Raw genomic sequence first — 22,641 nt, 5'->3', positions numbered from 1 at the left:
CCTCAGAAGAACATGGTGAGGTTCTTGGCCAGCAGCACGTTCTGGCCGAGCCGGATCTCGCGCCGCGCGAGCTGCCACCGGCCGTCCACGCGCCGCAGCACGTCGCTGCGCTTGCCGGCGAAGTAGTACTCCTCGTGCTCGCAGCGGTTCTGGTAGATCAGGAAGCCGCTGAGCACCGACACCTCCTGCTGGCCGGCCGCGTTCTCGCCGATCGCGGTGAGCTGCACGTTGGTGACGAGGCGGCACAGCCGCGACAGCGGTTCCTCGGCCCAGTGCACGCCGGTGAGGATCTGCTCGGCGCGCTTGGTCAGGGTCCACTTGCCCTCGTTGAACCAGCTCATGTCCTTCTCGTAGCGGGTCTTCTCGCGCGTCTCGTGCTGGCCGAACTTGACGTTGAACATCATCGGCATGAAGTACACGAGGTCCTCGGCCAGCGTGTCCAGCCATTCGCGGAATCGCCGCTGGTCGAGCATCTCGGCCTCGTCGTAGAGGAACTCCTCGATCTCGCGCTTGAGTTCGTAGTAGCGCGCGTCGCGCGGCGGCCTCGGCGGCGGGCTGGCGACGGCGGTCGGTTCGGTGAGGGTCTCGGTCATCGATGCGTCCTTCGTGGGAGGTTCGGTCAGGAATTCGGTGCGGGCGGGATCGGCCCGCCCTGGTTCGCGAAGCAGCCGACGTCGACCACCGTGCCCGAGACGGTGGCTGCATCGTCGGACAGCAGGAAGGCCACGGCATTGGCCAGATCGCGCCCGGTGGCCGGGCGGCCCGCCACCGTGCCCGCGACCTTGCGGCCCGCGAACAGCGCGGCGTCGCCGCCCACGCGGCCCACGCTCATGCCCGAGACGATGCCGCCGCCGCCGGGAATCGCGAGGTTCACGCGGATGCGTTGATGGAAGTGGTCGTAGGCCATCGCGGTGGTGAGCGCGAGCACCGCGCCCTTGCTGGCCGCGTAGGCCGCCATGTTGGGCTTGCCGTGGCCGGCGCCCGAGCCGATGTTGACGATCGAGCCGCCGCCCTGCGCGGCCATCGTGGGGATGACGGCGCGCGAGGCGAGGTACACGCCCTTCACGTTGACGGCCAGGATGCGGTCGAACATCTCCTCGCTCGTGTCGAGCACCGTGCCGAGCGGGCCGATGGCGGCGTTGTTGACGAGGCCGTCGATGCGGCCGAAGCGCGACAGCGCGCGTTCGACCACGCGTTCGACGTCGGCGGCGCTGGAGACATCGGCCTCGAGCACCTCGATGCGCTCCGCGAGGCCCGTGGCCTCGGCCGCGGCGCGCACGCCCTCGAGGCCCTGCGCGGTGCTCGAGACCTGCGGCTGCGCGAGCCCGAAGGCCAGCACGCGGTGGCCGCGCCGGGCCAGTTCGAGCGCGATGGCTTCGCCGAGGCCGAAGGTGCCGCCGGTGACGAGGGTGACGGGTTGGTGCGCCATGCCTGCCATTTCTGCGGCCGTCATCCGGCGAAGCTCGCCGCGCCGGTGTCGTGACGGCCCAGCAGGGTGTCCCAGTCGGCGCCGTCCATGTAGTCGCGCCAGCGGCGGTAGAACTGGCGCGGGTTCTCCTCGCTGACCTGCAGGCTCACGTTGCCGGGCACCGGGCCCTCGGTCGTGACCTTGCCCATCGACTGCTGGTAGTTGTAGGGATAGCGCTTGGCGATGGTGCCGCGGCTGCCGGCGGTGGCGTAGTTCCAGTTCTCCATGTCGTCCTGCTCGGTCATGCCGGCCGGGCCCGAATAGCGCATGTAGTAGGTGCGCAGGAAGTCCTTCACCTCCTGCGGCGCGTCGGCATCGACCAGGAAGAAGCGCCAGGCCTCGGTCGACTCCGGCCCGTTGGGATGCCACACGCAGAGGTTGCGCGGCTGCTTGCCGTGGAACGAGGTGTTCGGATAGATGGTGCCGACGAAGGGCACCAGCCGGTTCTTCTCGGCGCCGAGCCGGCGCTTGCGCTCCTCGTGGCAATGGCGGAAGTACTCGGCGATCACCGGGTTGTTCTTGTAGGTGTCGACGAAGGGCGTGTCTTCCGGCAGCAGCGCGCTGTGCACGCCGTGGCCGGCGGGGAAGTTCACCCACAGGTGCTGCGCGTACTCGAGCTCGTTGTCGCGCCGGCCCTTCACGCCGACTTCGGCGCTCGGGCCGATGCCGATCAGGTCGACCGAGCGGTGGCTCACGTTGTGATAGGTGTCGCCGAGGAAGTTCTCGGCCGCGAACTTCCAGTTGCAGGGGATCACCCATTTCTGCACGCCCACCAGCACCTCGGAGCCGCCCTCGCGGCCGTCGCGGCAGTCGAGCGCGAGGTCGAGGTGCGCGCGCGCGTCGCCCAGGTAGGTGAGGAAGTCGGGCGCGTCCTTGTCCCAGGTGGCCCACACCGTGCCCTTGTAGATCGCGAGCTGCGCGACCTCGATCAGCGACCAGTTCTCCTTCTCGAGGCAGCCTTCGTAGATGGCCTTGAACTGCGGCACGCCGAACAGCTTGCCCTCGGTGGTGTAGCTCCAGCTGTGATAGGGGCAGGTGAAGAGCTGCGTGTTGCCGTGGTCGTACTGGCACACCTTCATGCCGCGGTGGCGGCAGGAGTTGAGGAACACGTGCACCTTGTTCTTCTTGTCGCGCGTGAGGATCACCGACTCCGCGCCCATGCGCGAGGTGAAGTAGTCGCCGGGCTTGGGGATCTGGCTCTCGTGGCCCACGAAGAGCCAGGCGCGCGTGAACACCTTCTCGAGCTCTTCCTCGTACACGTCCTTGCTCGAGAAGATCTCGCGGCTGATCGTGCCCTGCTTGAGGTCGACCATCCGGTGATAGACCATCGGTGTCGTCGTCGTCATTCGTTGCGTCCTTGTCGTCGTGTGCGTCGGGTGGGGAATCGGAAAGCGGCGCTTCAGTTGAAGCGTTCGCAGAGCATGTCGGCGCGGGCCAGGCCGGCCGAGGCCGCGGCGCTGCGGCCGGCCTCGACCATCGGCGGCGGGCCGCACAGGTAGATGCGCGTGGCGGGATCGAGCGCGAGCGTGCCGATCAGGTCGGTGGCATAGCCGCCATGGCAGGCGTCGCCGGGCTCGGCCTCGGCGGCCAGGCGCACCTCGAGCGCCGGCAGCCGTTGCTTGAGCTGTTCGATCCGCTCGAGCGCGAACAGGTGGGCGCCGCTGCGCACGCCGAGCAGCAGCGTGGTCGGCTGCATCGCCGCGCCTTCGCGCGAAGCGATCGCCTCGAGCATCGAGAGAAAGGGCGCGAGCCCGGTGCCGCCGGCCACGAACAGGCGCGGCCGCGACTCCTGGCGCAGGAAGAAGCTGCCGCGCGGCTCGCTGAGTTCGAGCGTGGCGCCGACCGCGGCCGACTGCGCGAGCCAGCTCGAGAAGGCGCCGCCGTCGACCAGCCGCACGTAGAACACCAGCGTGCTGTCGCCCGAGGCATTGGCCATCGAGTAGGAACGCCAGGCCTCGCTGCCCGCGGCGCGCAGGCGCACGTACTGGCCGGGCTGGAAGCTCACGGGCGCATCGACGCGGACTTCGAGCCGCATCGTCTCGAGCGCCACGCGCTCGAGCGCGCTGACCGTGCCCACGATCGGCGGCGGTTCCTCGGCCGTGGCCTCGGAAAGGTCGTAGGGCAGCTCGATCACGCAGTCTTCCGCCGTGACGCGCGAGACGCAGCACAAGGTGGCGCCGTCCGCGCGGTCGGCATCGGGCAGCACGGCGCGGTCGTAGTCGCCGAGTTCGACGCTGCCGCAGACCAGCTGCGCGGTGCAGGTGCCGCACTGGCCGTTGCTGCAGTCGGTCAGCAGATTGAGCCCGGCCTCGGCGGCCGCGGCCACGACGGTGTCGCCGGGACGCGCGTCGACGCGGCGCGTGCCGCCATCGGCGAAGAGCAGGGTGATCGCGACGCTGGCGCTCATCGGTGGCTCCTTGGGTGCGCCGGTCAGTCGACCTTGAGGTTGGCGTTCTTCGCGAGCGCGGTCCAGCGCGCGATGTCGGCGGCGATCTGCCTGCCGAAGGCCGCGCTGTCGACATGGCCCGGCTCCATGCCGAGGGCCTGCAGCTTCTTCACGGTGTCGGGCTCGGCCAGCACCTCCTTGAGCGCGGCGCGGATGCGGTCCGCCACCTCGGTGGGCGTGCCCGCGGGCGCCACCAGGCCGGTCCAGATCGGCACGTCGTAGCCGGGCGTGCCCGACTCGGCGATGGTCGGCACCTGCGGCAGCACGCTCGAGCGCTTGGCCGTCGTCACGGCCACGGCCTTGAGCCGGCCGGCCTGGATCTGCGGCAGCACGGCCGCGATGTCGAGGAAGCCGAGGTCGACCTCGTTGCCCAGCAGCGCGGTGATGACTGGCCCGGTGCCCTTGTAGTTGACGTGTGTGAACTTCGCGCCGCCCTCGCTGGTGTAAAGCTCGGCCGCGAGCTGGAACGAGGACGAGGCCACGCCGTGGTTGAGGCCGCCGGCCGGCGCCTTGGCCGCGAGCGCCTTGAGCTCGGCCATGGTCTTCGCGCTCGACGCGGCGTTGGTCGTCACCACCAGCGGGAACGAGCCCAGCAGCGCCACCGGCTGGAAGTCCTTGACCGGGTCGTAGGGCAGCTTGCCGTAGACCGCCGGGTTCACCGTCATCGCGCCCGAGGAAGCCACGAACAGCGTGTAGCCATCGGCCGGTGCCTTGGCCACCAGCTCGGCCGCAATGATCGAGTTGGCGCCCGCGCGGTTGTCGACCACGAAGGACTGCTTGAGCCGCTCCGAGAGCTTGACCGAGATCAGCCGGGCCAGGATGTCGTTGGTGCCGCCGGGCGCGAAGCCGACCACCACGCGCACCGGCTTGTCGGGGTAGGCGGCCTGCGCGGGCGCGGCCAGGGCTGCGAGAAAGAGGGCGGCGGCCGCCAGCAGAGAGCGGCCGCGGAGGCGGGAAGGGGTGGCGGGGTTCATCGTGTCTCCAATCGCTTGTCGGTGCAGTTGTCCGTTGTGTGGACTATGCGCTCATTATACGGACAAGATTCGATCGTGCAATCGGGTCGCGCCGGCGCGGCCGCGCGGCGCGGGGGAGGGGATCGGGCGGGAAGCGAAAATGCCGCGATGCAAAGCGACAACACAGGAGGGACCATGGAGCCGAAGGAGAAGAACTCGGAGAACGTGCGCGCGGTCAACCGCGCCCTCGACATCCTTCTGGCGTTCACCAAGGACGACGCCGAGCTCACCGCCGGCGAGCTGCTGCAGCGCGTGGACCTGAGCCGGCCCACGCTCTACCGCATCCTCTACACGCTCGAGACCAAGGGCTTCATCGTCTCGGTCGGCGACCCGCAGCGCTTCCGGCTCGGGCCCTCGGTGGCGCGGCTGTCGCACGTGTGGACCGAGACGCTGGACCTGTCGGCGCTGGCCGAATCGATCATGCGCGGGCTGTGGAGCGAGACCCGCGAGACGGTCGCGATGTTCGTGGCGCAGGGCGAGATGCGCCTGTGTCTGGCCGAGATGCCGAGCCCGCAGCCGCTGAACTTCAAGCGCGGCGTCGGCTACACCGAGCGCATCGCGCGCGGCGCCAGCGGCCGCGCGATCCTGGCCTTCATGCCCGGGGCCGACGAGGGCCTCGCGCACTACACCAAGGACCTGAAGATCGACCTCAAGAAACTGCGCGCCGAACTCGAACGCACCCGCGAGCGCGGTTATGCCGTGAGCCGCGACGAACTGATCGAAGGCGCCGTGGCCGTGGCCGCGCCGTTCTACAACGGCCGCGGCGTCGCGGGATCGATCGGCATCTTCGGCCCGGCCGCGCGCATCGGCGAGGGGCATGTGGAGGCGCTGGGGCGGCAGGTGGTCGCGGCTTGTGCGCGGCTGTCGCAGGCGTTGGGGGTGAAGGGGGCGGGGGAGGCTCCACCCGCGTCACTGCCATGACGATGTAACAAACATCCGTAGGATGTCCGGACTCATACAAAGAGGGAGTTCGCGATGGCAGGGAGACGATGCGCTCCTCCGGCTTGGCTCGGAGTGGCGATGCTGCTGACCGCCTGTGGCGGCGGTGGAGGTGGTGGTGGCGGGTTTCCGATGATCGCGCCGCCCGCGGCCGTGGCGCCGCCGGCCGCAACGCCAGAACCGGCGCCGGAGCCTGAGGCCGATCCGATGGCGATCACGCCCTACACCTACCAACTGGGCGCGCAGGACATCAGCGATCCGAAGGCCCTGCTGGCGGAGCTGCACAGCACCCGGATGAGCGGCTTCCTGGTCTACCTTTCCTTCGGCATCCATGACCTGGTCAAGGGCGAGCAGAGAGCTCTCTATCAGAAGAAGGGCAACGCGGCCGGCTACGAGCATCGGATCCGGCCCATGAACGAGGCCAGGACCCTGGCCAGTATGCAGTCGCAGGGCGCCGAGGGCTATCGGATCACGGGCGACCAGTTCATCGAGACGGAGTTCAACGCGATCCTGAGCAAGGCCACCGACAGCACCACGACCTACGAATTCGTCGATACCGGCATCGTGTCGGGGCTTGACGGTATCCCGTCGAATCTCCTGGCCACGTTCAACAAGCTGGGACAGCAGGGCTATTGCGCGTTCGATTCCATCTACCCGGACGGCAAGCTGGTGCTGGGGCGCGAAGTGCCCACCACCTCGCGCTGCGTCTTCGAGCTGGTGCCTACGCGCGCGGAGGCCAGCCATCGAGAGAACGTGGAGCAGCTGAACGCACAGGGCGCCAAGGGCGCGAAGTTCGTCACGGGGCTCTCTTCGTCGAGCGAGCCGAAGAACCTGTTCGTCCGGGACGAAACCCAGCGCAGCACCTTCAGCTACCGCATCGTGGACACCTCGTCCTTCGAGGCGCCGACCGCGATCGAGTCGGCCGTGAAGGCGGTCGCGCTGTTCAACCAGGAAGGCGAGACCGGCGCCAAGCCCTATCGGGTGTTCAGCGATCCCGGGGGGCGGCCGTACACGGTCTTCATGACCGCCCGCGGCTGCAAGGGCCTGCTGTGCTGATCGCCTAAGGCATCTCCGCGGGATCGAAATCCAGCTCCACCTTGGCCCCGTTCGGATCGTGGCAGAACAGCTGCCAGGTCCCCGCGCCCGCCTGCTGCCGCAACTCGTACTTCACGCCCGCCGCGTCGAAGCGCGCCTTCACCGCGCGCAGGTCCTGCGCCGTGAAGGCCATGTGGTCGATCACGCCGGTGCGCTGCGCGGGCACGGGGCGGCCGAAGTACAGGTGCAGCACGGCCTGCGGCCCGCTGCCGTAGAGCCAGGCGCCCGGAAAGCCGAGGTCGGGCCGGTGGCCCACGCGCAGGCCGAGCAGGCCGGTGTAGAAGTCCAGCGTCTGGCGCTCGTCTTCCGCGGTGACGGTGAAGTGGTTCATGCCGACGATCACGGGCGTTCTCCTTGCATCGTGTTAACAGGCCCTAGGCCAGCAGAACCAATGCGCCGATGCTGGCGCGCGATTCGAGGCGTTCATGGGCGCGCGCCGCGGCATCGAGCGCGAAGCGTTCGATCGGCGGCTTGCGGATGGCGCCGCTGGCGAGCGCATCCCACAGGCGCTGCGCGCGCTCGGCCAGTTGCGCGGGCGTGGCGACGTAGTCGAACACCACCGGCCGCGAGAAGCTCAGCGACTTGGCGATCAACAGGTCGGGCGGCAGCGCGGCCAGCGCGCCGCTGGCCTGGCCGAGGCTGATCCAGTGGCCGCGACGCGCGAGCGCCGCATGGTTCTCGGCACGCGCGGCCTCGCCGAGGCCGTCGACCAGCACGTCGACGCCGCCGCAGGCGCGCTGCACCGCATCGGCGAAGCGGTAGTCGCGCGTGACGATCACGTGCTCGCAGCCATGGTCGCGCGCGACGCGGGCCTTCTCCTCGCTCGAGACGGTACCCACCACGACCGCGCCGAGGCTGCGCGCCCACGAACACAGCAGCAGGCCGACACCGCCGGCCGCGGCATGCACGAGGATGCGCGTGCCGCGCTGCACGCGGCCGAGGTCGCGCAGCAGGTAGTCGGCCGTGAGGCCCTTGAGCAGCAGTGCCGCGGCCTCGTCGTCCTCGACGGCCGCGGGCAGCCGCACCACCCAGTCCGCGGGCACCGATCGCACGCTGCGGTAGGCGCCGGGCACGGGCCCGAGGTAGGCCACGCGGTCGCCGGGAAAGAGGCCGCTGACGCCGCGGCCGACATCGATCACGCTGCCGGCCGCCTCCATTCCGGGCACGCCCGGCGCGCCCTCCGACACCGGCAGCATCGACGGCATCCAGCCGCGGCGCAGGTAGACGTCGAGGAAGTTCACGCCGATCGCGCGCTGGCGGATGCGCACCTCGCCCTCGGCGGGCGCCGCCGCTTCGTCGTCGCGCGGCCGCAGGACTTCGGGGCCGCCATAGGCTTCGAGGCCCACGCCGCGCCGCGGCAGCGCGAGCGCGGCCGATGCGGCGATGCCGGCGGAAGACGTGGACGTCCCGCGCTCCAGGTAGCGCCGCAGGTTCGCGAACCCCGCCTCGTACACGCCGCGCGCCACCGTGTCGCGCAGCTCGCGCTCGCGGCCCGGCGGCGTGGCGAAGGTCGATTCCCAATGCCAGAAGGTGCGGTTGCCGTCGGTCACGGGCTTCAGGGTGACGGTGGCCACGTAGCGCTGCAGCGGCAGGGTGGCCTCGACGATGCAGTAGGTGCTCCTGTGCTCGCTGTCCGACAGGCTCAGCAGCTGCTCGCGGATGCGGTTGCCGTCGCGCAGCGTGAAGCTGCGCACGCAGCCCACCTGGTCGCCGCGCTCGTCGCCCTCGATGCGGCTGGCCTCCACCACCTCGTGCCAGTCGGCATGGCTGTTGAAGTCGCGCAGCACCGCCCACACGCGCTCGATCGGCGCGTCGATGACGGTGGAGCGCACGACCCGCTGCAGCATCAGCGTCCTCCGAAGTGCCGCTTCAGCGCATCGAAGCCGCCCTGGAAGACGCCGTCGCCGATCGAGTCGGCCAGCTCGCGCTCGCGATGCTCCTCGCAGTCGAACTCGGCGCTCCATTCGGCGAAGCAGCGCCCGCCGTCGGTCACCGGCGTGAGCTTGAGCGTGGCGATGTAGTGGCTCACGCCCATCGGGCTCTCGAGGATCTCGTAGCTGCAGCTGTAGTCGTAGTCCGAGAGCGCGAGCAGCCGTTCGCGGATCATGCCGCCGTCGCGCAGGTGGAAGTGGCGGATGCAGCCCACGCGGTCGGCCGGCTGGTTGTTCTCGATCCGGCTGTCGGCGATCAGCGGATGCCATTGCGGCAGGCCGTTGAAGTCGCGCACGCGCGCCCACACGTTGTCGGCGCTCGCGTCGATCACGCTCGAGACGTAGACGTTCACCATGCCTTATTCCTTGGGCGTGCCGGCGCCCAGCGCGGCACGCGCGCCGCTGCTCTCGTTGACCAGCTTCTGGATGTCGCCGCCTTCGATGCCGATCTCGCGCAGCAGCTGGTCGACCAGCGGCGCCTGGGCCCGGAAGCGCAGCGCCGAATTGACCAGCCCGTCGGCGAAATTGCCACCGCCCTCGGCATTGCGAGCGCCGCCCGACGAACCGCCGAAGCCGTCGACCTGCAGGATCTTGATGCCCTCGATGCGCTCCATCGGCCGCACCGACTCGCGGATGATGCCCTCGGCCTTCTCCACCAGCCGCATGCGCAGGGCCGACATGCGCGCCTCGGGCGTGAGCATGTTGTGCGCCTCGTTCATCCAGCGCGCGGCCTCGGCCTCGATCTCGGCGCGCACGCGCGTGGCATCGGCGCGGATCTTCTCGGCGTCGGCATCGGCCTCGGCCTGGGCACGCAGCGCGGCGCCGCGGTGCGCGCTCGCGTCGTGCTCGGCCTGGGCCGCGGAGGTCAGCCGCAGCGCCTCGCGTTCGGCGATCAGCGCGGCCGCGATCAGCTCGATGGTCTTCTTGCGCTCGGCGCTCTCGACCTCGCGTGCCGTGAACACCTTCTCCTCGGCCGTCACGGCCTGGGCGCGCGCGGCCTCGGCCTCGGCCTGGGCCTCGCTCTGCGCCTTGCTCTCGCGCGCCACGGCGATCGAGCGCTGCTGCTCGGCCAGTTCGAGCGAGGTGCGGCGTTCGAGCTCGGCGCTCTGGATCGCGCGCTCCTTGCCGATGCGCTCCTCCTCGAGGGTCTGCTCGGAGCGAATGCGCGCGGCATCGATGCTCTGGCGCGCCGCGATCTGCGCGCTCTCTGCGTGCTGCTCGCGCTGCGCGCGCTCGATCGCCACCTCGGCGCGCTGGCGCGAGCGCGCCATCTCGACCTCGCGCTGCTGCGTCAGTCGCGCATGCTCGCTCTCGCGGTCGATCTCGAGCGACAGCTTCTCGGCCTCGAGGTTCTTGTTGCGGATCGCGATCAGCGTGTCCTGCTCGACGTCGTTGCGCTGCTTCTTGCGGTGCTCGATCTGCTCGGTCAGCCGCGTCAGGCCTTCCGCGTCGAAGGCATTGCTCGGGTTGAAGAACTCCATGCCGGTCTGGTCGAGCTGCGTGAGCGAGGCGGCCTCGAGCTCGAGGCCGTTGTTGGTCAGGTCCTCGGCCACTGCCTCGCGCACCCGCTTGACGTAGGCGCCGCGCTTCTCGTGCAGCTCCTCCATCGTCATCTCGGCCGCGGCGGTGCGCAGCGCGTCGACGAACTTGCCCTCGACCAGCTCCTTGAGCTGCTCGGGCTCCATGGTGCGCAGGCCCAGCGTCTGCGCAGCCACCGCCACCGCCTCGGCCTTGGCCGCCACGCGCACGTAGAACTCGGCGATCACGTCCACGCGCATGCGGTCCTTGGTGATCAGCGCCTTGTCGCGCCCGCGGCTGACCTCCAGCCGCAGCGTGTTCATGTTGACCGGGATCACGTCGTGCACGATCGGCAGCACGAAGGCGCCGCCGTCGAGCACCACCTTCTGGCCGCCGAGGCCGGTGCGCACGAAGGCGCGTTCCTTGGAACTGCGCAGGTAGAGCCAGTGCAGCAGCAGGACGACGATCGCGACCGCGATCGCCACCACCAGCAGCCCGAGAATGAAACTTCCGAATTGAGAACCTGACATGGATGTCGTCTCCTGGTTTATCGCGTGATCTGAACGAAGCGGCGCGTGGTCTCGGTCAGCGCCACCTCCGCGGGCAGGCGCTCCATCGAGCTGGCGCCATAGAAGCCGTCGCAGGCGGGGCAGCGCGCGAGCACGTACTGCGCATCCTCCGGCGTGGCGATCGGGCCGCCGTGAAAGAGCACGATCACCCCGGGGTTCACTTCCTGCGCGGCCGCGGCCCAGCGGTTGATCAGCGGCACGCAGTCGTCGAGCTTCAGCGAGGTCTCGGCGCCGATCGCGCCGCCCGTGGTCAGGCCCAGGTGGCAGACCACGATGTCGGCGCCCGCGCCGGCCATGGCGCGCGCATCGGCCTCGCTGAAGACATAGGGCGTGGTCAGCAGGTCGAGGGAACGCGCTCGCGCCACGAGCTCGACCTCCAGGCCGTAGCCCATGCCGGTCTCCTCGAGGTTGGCGCGGAAGGTGCCGTCGATCAGGCCCACGGTCGGAAAGTTCTGGATGCCCGAGAAGCCGAGCGCGATCAGCCGGTGCAGGAACTCGTCGGGGATCATGAACGGGTCGGTGCCGTTCACGCCCGCGAGCACCGGTGTGTGCTTGACCACCGGCAGCACCTCGCGCGCCATCTCGCAGACGATCTCGTTGGCATTGCCGTAGGCCATCAGCCCCGCGAGCGAGCCGCGCCCGGCCATGCGGTAGCGGCCCGAGTTGTAGATCACGATCAGGTCGATGCCGCCGGCTTCCTCGCACTTGGCCGACAGGCCGGTGCCGGCGCCGCCGCCGATCAGCGGCCGGCCCGAGGCGATCTTGGCGCGGAAGCGCTCCAGCAGCGCGGTGCGTGAGATGCGGGTCATGGTGATGGGCTCCTCCTCGGTTGTTCTTCGCTCATGCGCGGCGCGCGCCCGGCGCGGCCCGCGAGACCTCGCGCCAGGCCTCGACCAGCGCATCGGCGAAGGCTTCGTCGTTGATGTGCAGCGGCAGCCGCTTGAGCTGGCGGTTCGGCCCCGGCCGGAAGCCGGCCTCGAGCGCCGCGAACAGCGCGCGGTCGGCCTCGGGGTCATGGAAGGGCTGGCCCGGCCGGTCGATGGCCGAGACCCCGCCTTCGGGAATGAGGAAGCGCACCGGCCCGCGCATGGCGTTGAGCTTGGCGGCGATGAACTCGCCGATGGCGCGGCACTCTTCGGCCGTGGTGCGCATCAGCGTCACCGTGGTGTTGTGGCGATAGAGATTGCGCGCCCGGAAGCGCTCGGGCACGGTGTCCCAGGCACCGAAGTTCACCATGTCGAGCGCGCCGCACGAGCCCACGTAGGGCAGGGCGTGGCGCGCGAACACGTCGAGCCGGTCGGGCCCGGCCGACAGCACGCCGCCCGCGATCTCGTCGGCCACCTCGGTGGTCGACACGTCGATCGCGCCCGCGAGCAGGCCCGAGTCCGCGAGCTTCTCCATCGACTGGCCGCCCACGCCGGTGGCATGGAACACCAGGCAGTCCCAGTCGTCCTCGAGCCGCCGCGTCACGGCCTGCACGCAGGGCGTGGTCACGCCGAACATCGTGAGGCCGATGGCGGGCCGGGTCACGGCCGAGACCGAGGCCGGATGCGCCACCATGCCGGCCAGCGCATTGGCTGCGTTCGACAGCACGCTCTCGCTGATGCGGTTGATGCCCTGCACGTCGGTGACCGAATACATCATGCAGATGTCGCTCGGGCCCACGTAGGGCCGCGTGTCGCCGCTGGCCATGGTCGAGACCATGAGCTTGGGCACGCCGATCGGCAGCGCGCGCATGCCCTGCGTGGCCATCGAGGTGCCGCCCGAGCCGCCGGCCGAGATCAGGCCGCCGAGGTCGCGCCGCGTGCGCAGGAAGGCCTCGAAGGCCAGGCCCATGGCGGCGGTGGCGCTGCCGCGGTCGCCGCTGAACACCGCCGACTCGCCCTTGGGATGGTGGCGTGCCACCTCGCGCGGATGCACGCTCGCGGTCGAGGGCTTGCCCGAGGTCGAGAGGTCGACCGTGACCACGCGCAGGCCCAGCCGCTCGATGCACTGGCGCAGGAAGAACAGCTCGCGGCTCTTGGTGTCGAAGGTGCCGGCCACGTAGGCCGCGCGCACGCTGCTCGCGGCCACCGGGAAGTCGAACACCTGGCCCGAGGCTGCCGCGGGCTGCGCCGGCTCGGGCGGTGCGATCAGGCGCGGGATGTCGGCCGCGGGCGCGGCCGTGCCGCCGGCATTCCAGCGCGTGAAGCCGCGCACGCTGGCCGGCGCGAGGTCGTCGAGCGAGGGTGCGCCGTCGCCATGGGCGCGGCGCACGGTGTAGACGCGCGGCGCGTTGTCGCGGCCGTCGTCCTCGCCCATGCGCGGTGCCGGTTGCTCCGGCTCGGCCTCGTCGCCATGGCCGCCCGAGCGCACGCCTAAAAGCTTCTCCTGCAGCTCGCGGTCGGCCGCGAGTTCGGCCGCCGGCATCTCGCGCGCGATGCGGCCGTTGACCATCAGGCCGATGCGGTCGGCCACCGAGATCGCCACGCCGAGGTTCTGCTCGATCAGCAGCACCGCGATGCGGCCTTCGGCCGCGAGGTCGCGCAGCGCCTGCGCCACCTGGTCGACGATGACCGGCGCCAGGCCCTCGGTCGGCTCGTCCATCACCAGCAGCTTGGGGTTCAACAGCAGCGCGCGGCCGATCGCGAGCATCTGCTGCTCGCCGCCCGAGAGCTGGGCGCCGCCATTGCCGCGTCGCTCGGCCAGCCGCGGGAACATCGCATAGACGCGATCGACCTCGCGCCGGCGGCTGGCCACCAGCCGCAGCGTCTCGTCGACCGAGAGCGAGGGCCACACGCGCCGGCCCTGCGGCACGTAGGCGATGCCGCGGCGCGTGATCTCGTTGGGCGCCAGGCCCAGGATCTCCTCGCCGCCGAAGCGCACGCTGCCGCGCGCCGGCACCAGGCCGGTGAGCGCGTTGCACAGCGTGGTCTTGCCCATGCCGTTGCGCCCGACGATGCCGAGCACGCCGCGCTCCAGCGACAGGCTCACGTCCTGCAGCGCATGGGCGCGGCCGTAGTAGACGTCGAGGCCCTCGACCACCAGCGCGGTGGACCGGCCGGCCGCCGTGTCGCGATCGCCGCCGCCGAACCAGGCCATCAGTGCTTGCTCCCCATGTAGATCGCCTGCACCTGCGCATCGCCCTCGATCTCGGCCGGGCTGCCGGTGCGCAGCACGCGGCCGTTGTGCATCACCGTCACGCGGTCGACCACGCGCAGCGCGATGTCCAGGTCGTGCTCGATCAGCACGAAGCTCATGTGCGCGGGCAGCGAGGTCAACAGCGCCACCAGCTCGCGCCGCTCGGCCGGCGAGAGGCCGGCCGCGGGCTCGTCGAACAGGATCAGCCGCGGCGCGCCGGCCAGCGCCATGCCGATCTCGAGCTGGCGCTGCTGGCCGTGCGCGAGGTTCGCGACCTTCTCGTCGGCGATGTGCGACAGGCGCGCGCGCTCGAGCAGGTCCTCGGTCGCGCGGGTGCTCGGATGGCCGGCACCGGGTCGTCGAAAGCTGAAGCGGCCGCTGGCCACGCCGCGCACCGCGAGGAACAGGTTGTCGCGCACCGAGAGGTCGCGAAACAGCAGCGAGGACTGGTAGGTGCGCCGCAGGCCCTTGCGGATGCGGTCCTGCGGCGGCAGGTCGGTGATGTCCTCGCCGAAGAAATGGATGCGTCCCGCGGTCGGCGGGAAGTCGCCCGTGATGGCGTTGAACAGGGTGGTCTTGCCGGCGCCGTTCGATCCGAGGATGGCGTACTTCTGGCCCGCCGTGACCGCGAGCGAGACGCCGTCGACCGCGCGCAGCGCGCCGAAGGCGCGCGTCACGCCGTCCAGGCGCAATGCGTCGCCCGACAGGAGCTGCGTGCTCCCGCCGCGCGCGGGTTGGGGCGCGCGCGAGGCGGGCGGTCGCAGCGTGGTGATCGTGGCCATCCTGGATGTCTCGAAGGGGAGTGGGCGCGCGGGGCGGACCCCGCGCGTTCGTTCGACGGTGGTCGCCGGCCTCAGGTCCGGCAATCCGGCACGTCGCGCGTGCCCATCCCCATCTTCTTGAACTCGGCCTCCGACAGTCCCAGCGTCTGCGAGATGTTCGGCACCGACTTCACGACCTTGTTGTAGAACGAGCCGTCGGGCGCCTTGCTCACCTCGGTGATGTAGGTCGTGCCCACGCCGTTGCGGTTGGCATCGATCTTCACGTCGCCGGCCGGGCCCTTGAAGTTGGTCTTCTGCAGCGCCTCGCGGTAGGCCTTCTGGTTGTTCGACAGGTCGCCCTTGACCGCGTCGAGCGCATCGAGCGTGGCCTTGGTGTTGATGTAGTAGAGGTAGGCGAACAGCGACGGGCTCGGGAAGCCGTCCTTGAAGCTGGCCTTGTAGTCGGCCACGAACTTCTTCCACTCGGGCGTGTCGATCGAGTCGGCCATCGGGCCCGCCGAGGCCGTGCCCAAGAGCGATTCGCGGCGCTTGCCCTTGAAGTTCAGCACCGTCTGGTCGACCGTGATCGAGCCGCCGATCATCGGCTTGTCGCCGCCGGCCTGCTCGTACTGGGTCAGGAAGTTCACCGCGTCGGAGCCGCCGAGCACCACCACCAGCGCATCGACATTCTTCGGGATCTTCGCGATCACCGAGGCGTAGTCCTTGGTGCCCAGCGGCACCCAGGCCTTGTCGACCACCTTGCCGCCCTTGGCGCAGTAGCTGGCCATGAAGCCCTGCACCTGCGAGTAGGGGAAGCCGTAGTCCTCGGCGATCAGGAAGGTGCGCTTGTAGCCCTTGGACAGCGCGTGCTCGCCCAGGCCCACCATCCACTGTGCGCCCTCGGTGTTGAAGCGGTAGAAGTTGGGAGCGGGGTCCTGCAGCGTCGCGGCCTGCGCGCCGGCCGAGCCGTTGATGAAGGTGACGTTGGGCTGCGTCTTCGCGTAGTTCTTGACCGCGATGCCCTCGTCGCCCGACAGCGGGCCGATCATGATCTGCACCTTGTCCTGCTCGACCGCCTTGCGCGTCGAGTTCACGGCCTTGTCGGGCGTGGCGTCCGACGAGACCTTCACGAACTCGATCTTCTTGCCGCCGGCCATGCCCTTCTTCTCCTTCAGCGCGAGGTCGGCGCCGCGCATGCCGTCCTGGCCCGGCGCCGCGAACGGTCCCTCGAGCGAGGCCAGCAGGCCGATCTTGAGGGTTTCCTGCGCCTGCGCGAGGCCCGCGGCCCCGGCCATCGCGAACAACGCCGCGGCGGCGACGATGCCGCGTCCGAACACCTTCTCGACTCTCTTCATGTCTCGCTCCTTCTGGTCACTGGTGAATGCGGCCTGAGCCACGGGTGGGGAAAGGTGCGCCCAGGCGCGTGCGCAATCGATGCCACAGGCCCAGCAGTCCGTCGGGGGAAAAGAGGACGATCGCGAGGAAGACCCCGCCGATCACGAGATTGAAGCGTTCGCGGTCGACCAGGTCGATGGCGAAGTTCTGCAGCAGCACGAAGACGATCGCGCCGATGAAGGCACCGATGGGGTGCTTCATGCCGCCGAGCACGGCGATGATGAGGATGTTGATCATCGCGCCGATGCCGAGCGTGCCGGGCGAGATGCGGCCGTTGTACCAGACCAGCAGCACGCCGCCGACCGCGGCCAGGAAGCCCGAGACCGCATAGGCCGCGACCCGGTGCGCCGTGACGTCGAAGCCCAGCGCCTGCATGCGGCGCGGGTTGTCGCGGATGCCCTGCAGCGCCACACCGAAGGGCGCGCGGATCAGGTGCTTGATGAAGAAGTAGCCCGCCACCGAGCAGCCCAGCGTGAGCAGGTAGAAGGGCACGGGCTCGCGCAGGTCGAGCCCGAACACGGTGGGCGCGGCCAGCTTGCTGAAGCCCTGGAAGCCGTTGAACAGCGTGTAGTTCTGCTGCGCGAGGTAGAAGAAGGCCACGCCCACGGCCAGCGTGATCATGATGGTGTAGATGCCCTCGGTGCGCACCGAGAGCCAGCCCACCGCGGCCGAGAACAGCGTGGCCAGCGCCAGCGCGACGAGCACCGCGAGCCACCAGGGCCAGCCCAGGCTGATCGCCGTGTTGCTGCTGCTGCCCACGATCGCGACCACGTAGGCCGCGAAGCCCGCCACCGTCATCTGCGCCAGCGACACCATGCCGCCATAGCCGCCGAGGAAGGTCAGCGACAGCGCGATCAGGCCGAGCGCGAGCGACTGGGCGCCGATCTGGAAGGTGAAGAAGGGCGAGGCGACGAAGGGATAGACCAGCACCAGCAGCGCCACGACCAGATGGCGCCAGCGCACGGGGCGCAGCAGCCTGCCCAGCCAGCGCGGCAGCTCGCCGTGGGCCGGCGGCGGTTCGGCGGGTTGCGATGGCGATGCGACCGCGCGCGGCAACGCGGTGACGCGCGTCTCCTGCGCGGGCATTGCACCCGACTTCATGGCACGACGCCACTGCGCGGCGCTCATGCAGCCTTCCCCATCAGCCCGCGCGGCTTGAACGCCAGCGCGACCACCATGATCACGAAGGTGAAGACCACGCTGTAGGTCGGCGCATAGGCCAGCCCGAACTGCTCGGCCAGCCCGATCAGCAGCGCGCCGATGGCGGCACCGACCACGCTGCCCATGCCGCCGACGATCACCACCACCAGCGAGGCCAGCAGGTAGCGCGTGTCCTCGCCCGGCGAGATCGACAGGGCCGTGCCGCCGACCACGCCGGCCAGGCCCGCGAGGCCGGCGCCGATCGCGAAGGTCAGCGCGAACACCAGCTGCACGTTGACGCCCGAGGCGGCCAGCATGCCGCGGTCATCGACGCCGGCGCGGATCATCATGCCGATGCGCGTGCGCGCCAGCAGCAGCCACAGGCCCACGCCGATCAGCACCGAGGCCAGCAGCACCACCAGCCGGTAGGTCGGGAACTTCTCGACCAGCGGCAGCGTGGTCGAGCCGTAGATCCACGAGGGCGGATCGAAGGTGTAGATCTCGGCGCCCCAGATCCACAGCATCAGGTCGGCGAATACGATCGACAGGCCGATGGTCACCAGCGTCTGGCGCAGGTCCTGGCCCTGCATGTGGCGGAACACCAGCAGCTGCATCAGCAGGCCCAGCACCGCGGCCGCGAGGAAGCCCGCGATCACCGCGAGCACCCACGATCCGGTGTGCTCGCCGACGAACCAGCCCACGTAGGCGCCGAACAGGTAGAGCGAGCCGTGCGCGAGGTTCACGTTGCGCATCAGCCCGAACACCAGCGTGAAGCCGCTGGCCACGAGGAAGTAGAGCGAGGCCAGCGTGAGGCCGTTGAGCAGCGTCTTGAAGAACAGCGAGGCGTTGTCGGCCACGGCCCAGACCGCGAACACCGCGATCGGCACGCCGAGCACCAGCCACAGGGCCCAGCGCGTGAGGGCGGCGCGTGTCATGCCGCGCGCTCCCAGCCCCGGTCCCAGCCGCGCTCGGACGCGATCGCCGGTGCCTTGGCGAACTCGCCGTCCTTCATCACGGCCAGGATGCGCTTCGCGTCGCGCAGGATCGAGAGGTTGGCCAGCGGATCGCCGTCGACCAGCATCAGGTCGGCGAGGTAGCCTTCCTTGACGAGGCCGAGCTCGTCAGGCCGCATCATGATCTGGCCGCCATAGAGCGTGGTCGAGCGGATCGCCTCCATCGGCGTGAAGCCCAGGTACTTGACGAAGAACTCGAGGTCGCGCGCGTTCTGCGTGTGCGGCGTGAAGGCGAAGCCGTAGTCGCCGCCCGGCAGCACGCGGATGCCGCGCTTGTGCATCTTGGCGAGCGAGACGCAGGCCGCGTCCCATTCGATCTGGTAGCCCATGTCGGCCGCCATCTGGTAGGTCACGCCATAGGGCTCGGCCTCGTGCAGCATGGCGTAGAGGATGGCGATGCCGGGCGCGACGAAGACGCGGTCCTTCGCGGCCTCGAGCATGTCGAGCGCCTCCTCGTCGACGAAGCTCGCGTGGTAGATCAGGTCGATGCCGTGGCGCAGCGCCTGCTTCACGCTCTCCGACGAGCGCGCATGCGCCACGCCGCGCTTGCCGCGGATCTTGACCTCGCGCATCGCCGCGGCCACTTCCTCGTCGAGCATCCAGGTGGTTTCGGAGGGCGACTGCGGCGTGAAGTTGTCGCCCGAGAGGTTGAGCTTGATCGAGTCGACGCCGTACTTGAGGAACAGGCGCACCGCCTTGCGCATCTCGTCGGCGCCCGAGATGTTCACGCCGAAGCTGAACTCGGGAAAGGGCAGGTGCGGCAGCGTCTCGTCGCCCAGGCCGCCGAGCACCGTGATCTCCTGGCTCGCCGCGAGGTAGCGCGGCCCGGGGATCTGGCCCGCGTTGATCGCGTTGCGGATCACCACGTCGAGCCGCGGCTTGGCGCAGGCCGCGCCCACGCAGGAGGTGAAGCCGGCCTCGAGGTAGCGCTTCGCGACCTTGGCGCACCACAGCACGTGCTCCTCGAGCGGCATGGTCTGGATCGCCGCGAGCGTGGCGGCGTCGTTCCACGAGAAGTGCGTGTGGGCCTCGCACATGCCGGGCATGAGCGTGGCGCCCGCGCCGTCGATCACGGTGGCGCCGCCGGGCGCGATCGGCGCGGTGCTGCGGCCGACCTGGCGGATGCGGTTGCCGCGCACCAGCACGCTGCCGCTGTAGGGGTTCTGCCCCGTGCCGTCGAGGATGCGCACGTTGGTGAAGACGACGTCGGCCATGCGGTGCTCCGGTCGGGGTTCGGCGGGCCTAGGCGGCCCAGCGGGTGGGAGGGGCGACGCGCAGGCCCTGCGCCTGGCGCAGCGGCGGGGCGCGGTGGAACTCGCCGTCCTTCATGACGGCGAGGATGCGCGACTTGTCCTGCAGCACCGTGATGTCGGCCAGCGGATCGCCGTCGACGAGCAGGATGTCGGCCAGGTAGCCCTCGCGGATGTAGCCCAGCACCTTGCCCATGCGCATCATCGGACCGCCCCAGGCGGTGGCCGACAGCAGCGCCTCCATCGGGCTCATGCCCACGTACTTCACGAAGTACTCGAGGTCCTTGGCATTGGTGCCGTGCGGCGTCCAGGCAAAGCCGTAGTCGCCGCCCGGCAGGATGCGGATGCCGCGCTTGCGCATCGCGCGCATGCTCTCCACCGCGGCGTCGAGCTCGCGGTGATAGCCCATCTTCGTGGTGACTTCCTTCGTCAGGCCCCACTGGCTCGCGTGGTGGCAGGTGTTGATCAGCCACGCGAGGCCGGGCGCGATGAAGTGCTCCATCTTGTGCGCCTCGAGCAGGTCGAGCGCCTCGCTGTCGGTGAAGCTCGCGTGGTAGATCACCTCGATGCCGTGCTTCACGCACTGCTTGATCGACCAGGTCGAGCGCGCATGCGCGGCCACGCGCTTGCCCCAGGCCTTGGCCTCTTCCACGCAGACGCGGATCTCCTCCTCGGTGAACTGGCTCATCTCGCTGGGCATGCCGGTGATCGACTCGCCCGAGAGATTGATCTTGAGCGAATCGACGCCGTACTTGGCGAACATGCGCACGCAGCGGCGCATCTCCTCGGCGCCGCTGACCACCGCGCCGAAGGCGAACTCGGGCTGCGGCAGGTGCGGCTGCGTGGTGTCGCCGAGCCCGCCGGGCACCGTGATCTCCTGGCTCGCGGCCAGGTAGCGCGGGCCGACGATGGTGCCGTCGTTGATGGCGTTGCGGATCACCACGTCGAGCCGCGGCTTGGCGGTGGCGGCGCCCACGCAACTGGTCCAGCCCATGTCGAGGTAGCGCTTCGCGACCTCGGCGCACCACAGGATGTGCTCCTCGGGCGGCATGCGCTGGATCGCGTCGAGGCTGGGCTGGTCGTTCCACGAGAAATGCGTGTGGGCCTCGACCATGCCGGGCATCAGGAAGGCGCCAGCCCCGTCGATGACCTGGGCGCTATGCACGGGCGCGGAGCGCGCACCGTGCGAGGTCTTGACGACGCGCGCGATGCGGTTGCCCTGAACCAGCACGTCGCCGGTGAAGGGGGCTTCGCCGCCGCCGTCGAAGATGCGGACGTTGGTGAACAGCACGTCGGCCACGGTCAGCTCCTCGCCTGCGCCGCCAGGAATTCGCGCAACTCGCGCTGGCACTCGTCGGGGCGCTCGACGGGTGTCCAATGGCCGCACTTCGGCAGCACCACCACGCGCTTGCTGGCGGCACGGTGCAGCCGGTCGGCCATGGCGCGCACGGCCTGCGGCGGCGCCACGCCGTCCTCGTCGCCGGTCACCAGCAGCACCGCGGCCTCGATGTTCTCCACCGCCGCGGGCTGCGCGCCGGCCAGGGCCTCGCAGCTGCGGGCATAGGCTTCGCCGTCCTGGCGCATCAGGCTCTCGCGCACGAAGGCCGCCGTCACCGGCAGCCGCTGGCGCGTGTCGGCCGAGATCGCGCCCTGCAGCAGTGCCTGCGTGATCTCGTGCATGCCCGCCGCGCCGCCGCGCGCCTTGTCGGCGCGGGCCTTCATCGCGGTGCGCGCCGCGTCGGGCGGCGCGATCAGCGGGCCGAACAGCGCGAGGCTCGCCACGCACCTGGGATGCGCCGCGGCGATGTGCTGGCAGACGATGGTGCCCATCGAATGGCCGACCCAGTGCGCGCGCTGGATGCCCAGGCGTTCGCAGACCGACAGCACGGTCGCTACGTAGCGCTCGATCGAGAGCGGCCCTTCGGCGCGCTGCGAGCGGCCGCTGCCGGGCAGGTCGATGCGCACCACGCGGTGGCGCGCCAGCGCGGGCATCAGCGGCGTGTAGGTGTTCGAGCTGCCGCCCAGGCCATGCACGCAGACGACCACCGGGCCTTCGCCCTCGTCCTCCACCGCGATGCGGTCGATGAGCTGGAAGCTCATGCCAGGGCCTCGAAGCGGTTCTCGATGACGCCGATGCCGTCGATCTCGATGCGCACCGTGTCGCCCCGGCCCAGCCATTGCGGCGGGTTCAGGCCCATGCCCACGCCCGAGGGCGTGCCGGTGGCGATCACGTCGCCCGGATGCAGCGTGATGCCGCGCGAGCAGGTCTCGATCAGCGTCGGGATGTCGAAGATCATGTCGCGCGTCAGGCCGTCCTGGCGCAGCGCGCCGTTGACCCAGCCGCGCACGCGCGTGGCGCGGCCGTCCATCTCGTCGGCGGTCACGATCCACGGGCCCATCGGGCAGAAGGTGTCGAAGCTCTTGCCGAGGTCCCACTGCTGGTGGCGCATCTGCACGTCGCGCGCCGTCACGTCGTTGACGATGGTGTAGCCGAACACGTGCTCCATCGCCTGCGAGCGCGGAATGTCGCGCCCGCCGCGGCCGATGATCACCGCGAGTTCGGATTCGTAGTCGATCTGCACCGACACCGAGGACCGCGGCAGCCGCACCGGATCGTGCGGCCCGATCACGCATTCGCCGAGCTTGCCGAACACGATCGGCCAAGGATCGCTCTCGGGCATGCTGCTGCGGAACACCGAGCCCGCGAGTTCGGCCGCATGCGCGCGGTAGTTGCGCCCGACGCAGAACAGGCCGCGCAGCGGGCGCGGCAGCGGGGCGCGCAGGGTGATCACCTCGACCGGCAGCCGCGTGCCCGAGGGCTGCGGCAGCGGTTCGTTGCGTGCCAGCGCCTCGATCAGCGGCAGCACGCCGCGCGAGGCGTCGCCCACCGCCAATGGCGTGGCTTCCCGGCCGTCGGCCGAGATCGTGCCCGCATGGTTGCGGCCACCCCAACTCCAGCTTGCGAAGCGCATCGACTTTGTCT

Annotated in this window: 21 protein-coding genes and 1 pseudogene; 2 read left to right on the top strand and 20 right to left on the bottom strand. The window is 70.1% G+C overall.

Annotated elements, in window-relative coordinates; all coding sequences use genetic code 11:
- Positions 1–2 precede the first annotated feature (2 nt).
- Genes BM109_RS32900 through BM109_RS32880 form a run of 5 tightly spaced genes read right to left on the bottom strand, consistent with a single transcriptional unit; the run spans position 3 to position 4,888 of the window.
- On the bottom strand, positions 3–593 hold the full coding sequence (locus tag BM109_RS32900) for a 3-phenylpropionate/cinnamic acid dioxygenase subunit beta (RefSeq protein WP_093352528.1): 591 nt from the start codon (positions 591–593) through the stop codon (positions 3–5).
- A gap of 26 nt (positions 594–619) precedes the next feature.
- On the bottom strand, positions 620–1,429 hold the full coding sequence (locus tag BM109_RS32895; RefSeq protein ID WP_256222919.1) for an SDR family NAD(P)-dependent oxidoreductase: 810 nt from the start codon (positions 1,427–1,429) through the stop codon (positions 620–622).
- Between the two features lie 20 nt (positions 1,430–1,449).
- Entirely contained in the window at positions 1,450–2,814 is a 1,365-nt protein-coding gene (locus BM109_RS32890; RefSeq protein WP_093352523.1) for an aromatic ring-hydroxylating oxygenase subunit alpha, read from the bottom strand.
- A gap of 53 nt (positions 2,815–2,867) precedes the next feature.
- A complete protein-coding gene (locus BM109_RS32885) occupies positions 2,868–3,875 on the bottom strand; it encodes a 2Fe-2S iron-sulfur cluster-binding protein (RefSeq protein ID WP_093352521.1) in 1,008 nt (335 codons plus the stop codon).
- Positions 3,876–3,898: 23 nt separating this feature from the next.
- Positions 3,899–4,888 carry a tripartite tricarboxylate transporter substrate binding protein gene (locus tag BM109_RS32880; RefSeq protein ID WP_093352518.1) on the bottom strand — a complete coding sequence of 330 codons (990 nt, stop codon included), beginning with the start codon at positions 4,886–4,888 and terminating at the stop codon, positions 3,899–3,901.
- Between the two features lie 174 nt (positions 4,889–5,062).
- Here BM109_RS32880 and BM109_RS32875 point away from each other — a divergent pair, with 174 nt between their 5' ends.
- The gene (locus BM109_RS32875; RefSeq protein ID WP_093352516.1) at positions 5,063–5,848 is read left to right on the top strand and encodes an IclR family transcriptional regulator; all 786 of its coding nucleotides are present in this window, start codon (positions 5,063–5,065) and stop codon (positions 5,846–5,848) included.
- A gap of 99 nt (positions 5,849–5,947) precedes the next feature.
- Positions 5,948–6,922, top strand: coding sequence for a hypothetical protein (locus BM109_RS32870; RefSeq protein ID WP_143129299.1), 975 nt, complete (start codon positions 5,948–5,950; stop codon positions 6,920–6,922).
- 4 nt (positions 6,923–6,926) lie between these two features.
- Here the strand turns inward: BM109_RS32870 and BM109_RS32865 are convergent, their stop codons facing one another.
- From BM109_RS32865 to BM109_RS32800, 15 genes and pseudogenes are all read right to left on the bottom strand, one after another.
- Entirely contained in the window at positions 6,927–7,304 is a 378-nt protein-coding gene (locus BM109_RS32865) for a VOC family protein (RefSeq protein WP_218159433.1), read from the bottom strand.
- A 31-nt stretch (positions 7,305–7,335) separates the two neighbouring features.
- Entirely contained in the window at positions 7,336–8,808 is a 1,473-nt protein-coding gene (locus BM109_RS32860; RefSeq protein ID WP_093352510.1) for an SRPBCC family protein, read from the bottom strand.
- Complete coding sequence (locus BM109_RS32855; RefSeq protein WP_093352508.1) at positions 8,808–9,248, bottom strand: SRPBCC family protein; 441 nt, start codon at positions 9,246–9,248, stop codon at positions 8,808–8,810. The genes BM109_RS32860 and BM109_RS32855 overlap by 1 nt, the downstream gene beginning before the upstream one ends.
- 3 nt (positions 9,249–9,251) lie before the next feature.
- Positions 9,252–10,940, bottom strand: a complete 1,689-nt coding sequence (locus BM109_RS32850; RefSeq protein WP_093352505.1) for a flotillin family protein — start codon at positions 10,938–10,940, stop codon at positions 9,252–9,254.
- A 17-nt stretch (positions 10,941–10,957) separates the two neighbouring features.
- On the bottom strand, positions 10,958–11,788 hold the full coding sequence (locus tag BM109_RS32845) for a phosphoenolpyruvate hydrolase family protein (protein WP_093352503.1): 831 nt from the start codon (positions 11,786–11,788) through the stop codon (positions 10,958–10,960).
- Positions 11,789–11,819: 31 nt separating this feature from the next.
- Positions 11,820–13,037, bottom strand: coding sequence for a Tm-1-like ATP-binding domain-containing protein (locus BM109_RS32840; protein WP_256222931.1), 1,218 nt, complete (start codon positions 13,035–13,037; stop codon positions 11,820–11,822).
- A gap of 525 nt (positions 13,038–13,562) precedes the next feature.
- A pseudogene (locus BM109_RS41535) lies at positions 13,563–14,060 on the bottom strand (ABC transporter ATP-binding protein); the annotation flags it as partial.
- The gene (locus tag BM109_RS32835; RefSeq protein ID WP_093352498.1) at positions 14,060–14,881 is read right to left on the bottom strand and encodes an ABC transporter ATP-binding protein; all 822 of its coding nucleotides are present in this window, start codon (positions 14,879–14,881) and stop codon (positions 14,060–14,062) included. The pseudogene BM109_RS41535 and the gene BM109_RS32835, both read right to left, overlap by 1 nt.
- 71 nt (positions 14,882–14,952) lie before the next feature.
- Entirely contained in the window at positions 14,953–16,215 is a 1,263-nt protein-coding gene (locus BM109_RS32830; protein ID WP_093352495.1) for an ABC transporter substrate-binding protein, read from the bottom strand.
- Between the two features lie 16 nt (positions 16,216–16,231).
- Complete coding sequence (locus BM109_RS32825; protein ID WP_093352492.1) at positions 16,232–17,383, bottom strand: branched-chain amino acid ABC transporter permease; 1,152 nt, start codon at positions 17,381–17,383, stop codon at positions 16,232–16,234.
- Positions 17,380–18,330 carry a branched-chain amino acid ABC transporter permease gene (locus BM109_RS32820; RefSeq protein ID WP_057592689.1) on the bottom strand — a complete coding sequence of 317 codons (951 nt, stop codon included), beginning with the start codon at positions 18,328–18,330 and terminating at the stop codon, positions 17,380–17,382. Before BM109_RS32820 ends, BM109_RS32825 begins: the two co-directional genes overlap by 4 nt.
- Positions 18,327–19,622: a metal-dependent hydrolase family protein gene (locus tag BM109_RS32815; protein WP_093352490.1), complete on the bottom strand. Its 1,296-nt coding sequence runs from the start codon at positions 19,620–19,622 to the stop codon at positions 18,327–18,329. Before BM109_RS32815 ends, BM109_RS32820 begins: the two co-directional genes overlap by 4 nt.
- A 28-nt stretch (positions 19,623–19,650) precedes the next feature.
- Complete coding sequence (locus tag BM109_RS32810) at positions 19,651–20,958, bottom strand: metal-dependent hydrolase family protein (RefSeq protein ID WP_093352487.1); 1,308 nt, start codon at positions 20,956–20,958, stop codon at positions 19,651–19,653.
- Positions 20,959–20,960: 2 nt separating this feature from the next.
- Complete coding sequence (locus BM109_RS32805) at positions 20,961–21,758, bottom strand: alpha/beta fold hydrolase (protein ID WP_093352484.1); 798 nt, start codon at positions 21,756–21,758, stop codon at positions 20,961–20,963.
- Positions 21,755–22,630: a fumarylacetoacetate hydrolase family protein gene (locus BM109_RS32800; RefSeq protein WP_093352675.1), complete on the bottom strand. Its 876-nt coding sequence runs from the start codon at positions 22,628–22,630 to the stop codon at positions 21,755–21,757. Before BM109_RS32800 ends, BM109_RS32805 begins: the two co-directional genes overlap by 4 nt.
- Between the last annotated feature and the right edge of the window lie 11 nt (positions 22,631–22,641).

It is taken from the genome of Variovorax sp. PDC80 (assembly GCF_900115375.1).
Lineage (GTDB): Bacteria > Pseudomonadota > Gammaproteobacteria > Burkholderiales > Burkholderiaceae_C > Variovorax.
The sequence above is the reverse complement of the archived record's forward strand: the minus strand, read 5'-3'. Positions and strand labels throughout refer to the sequence as shown.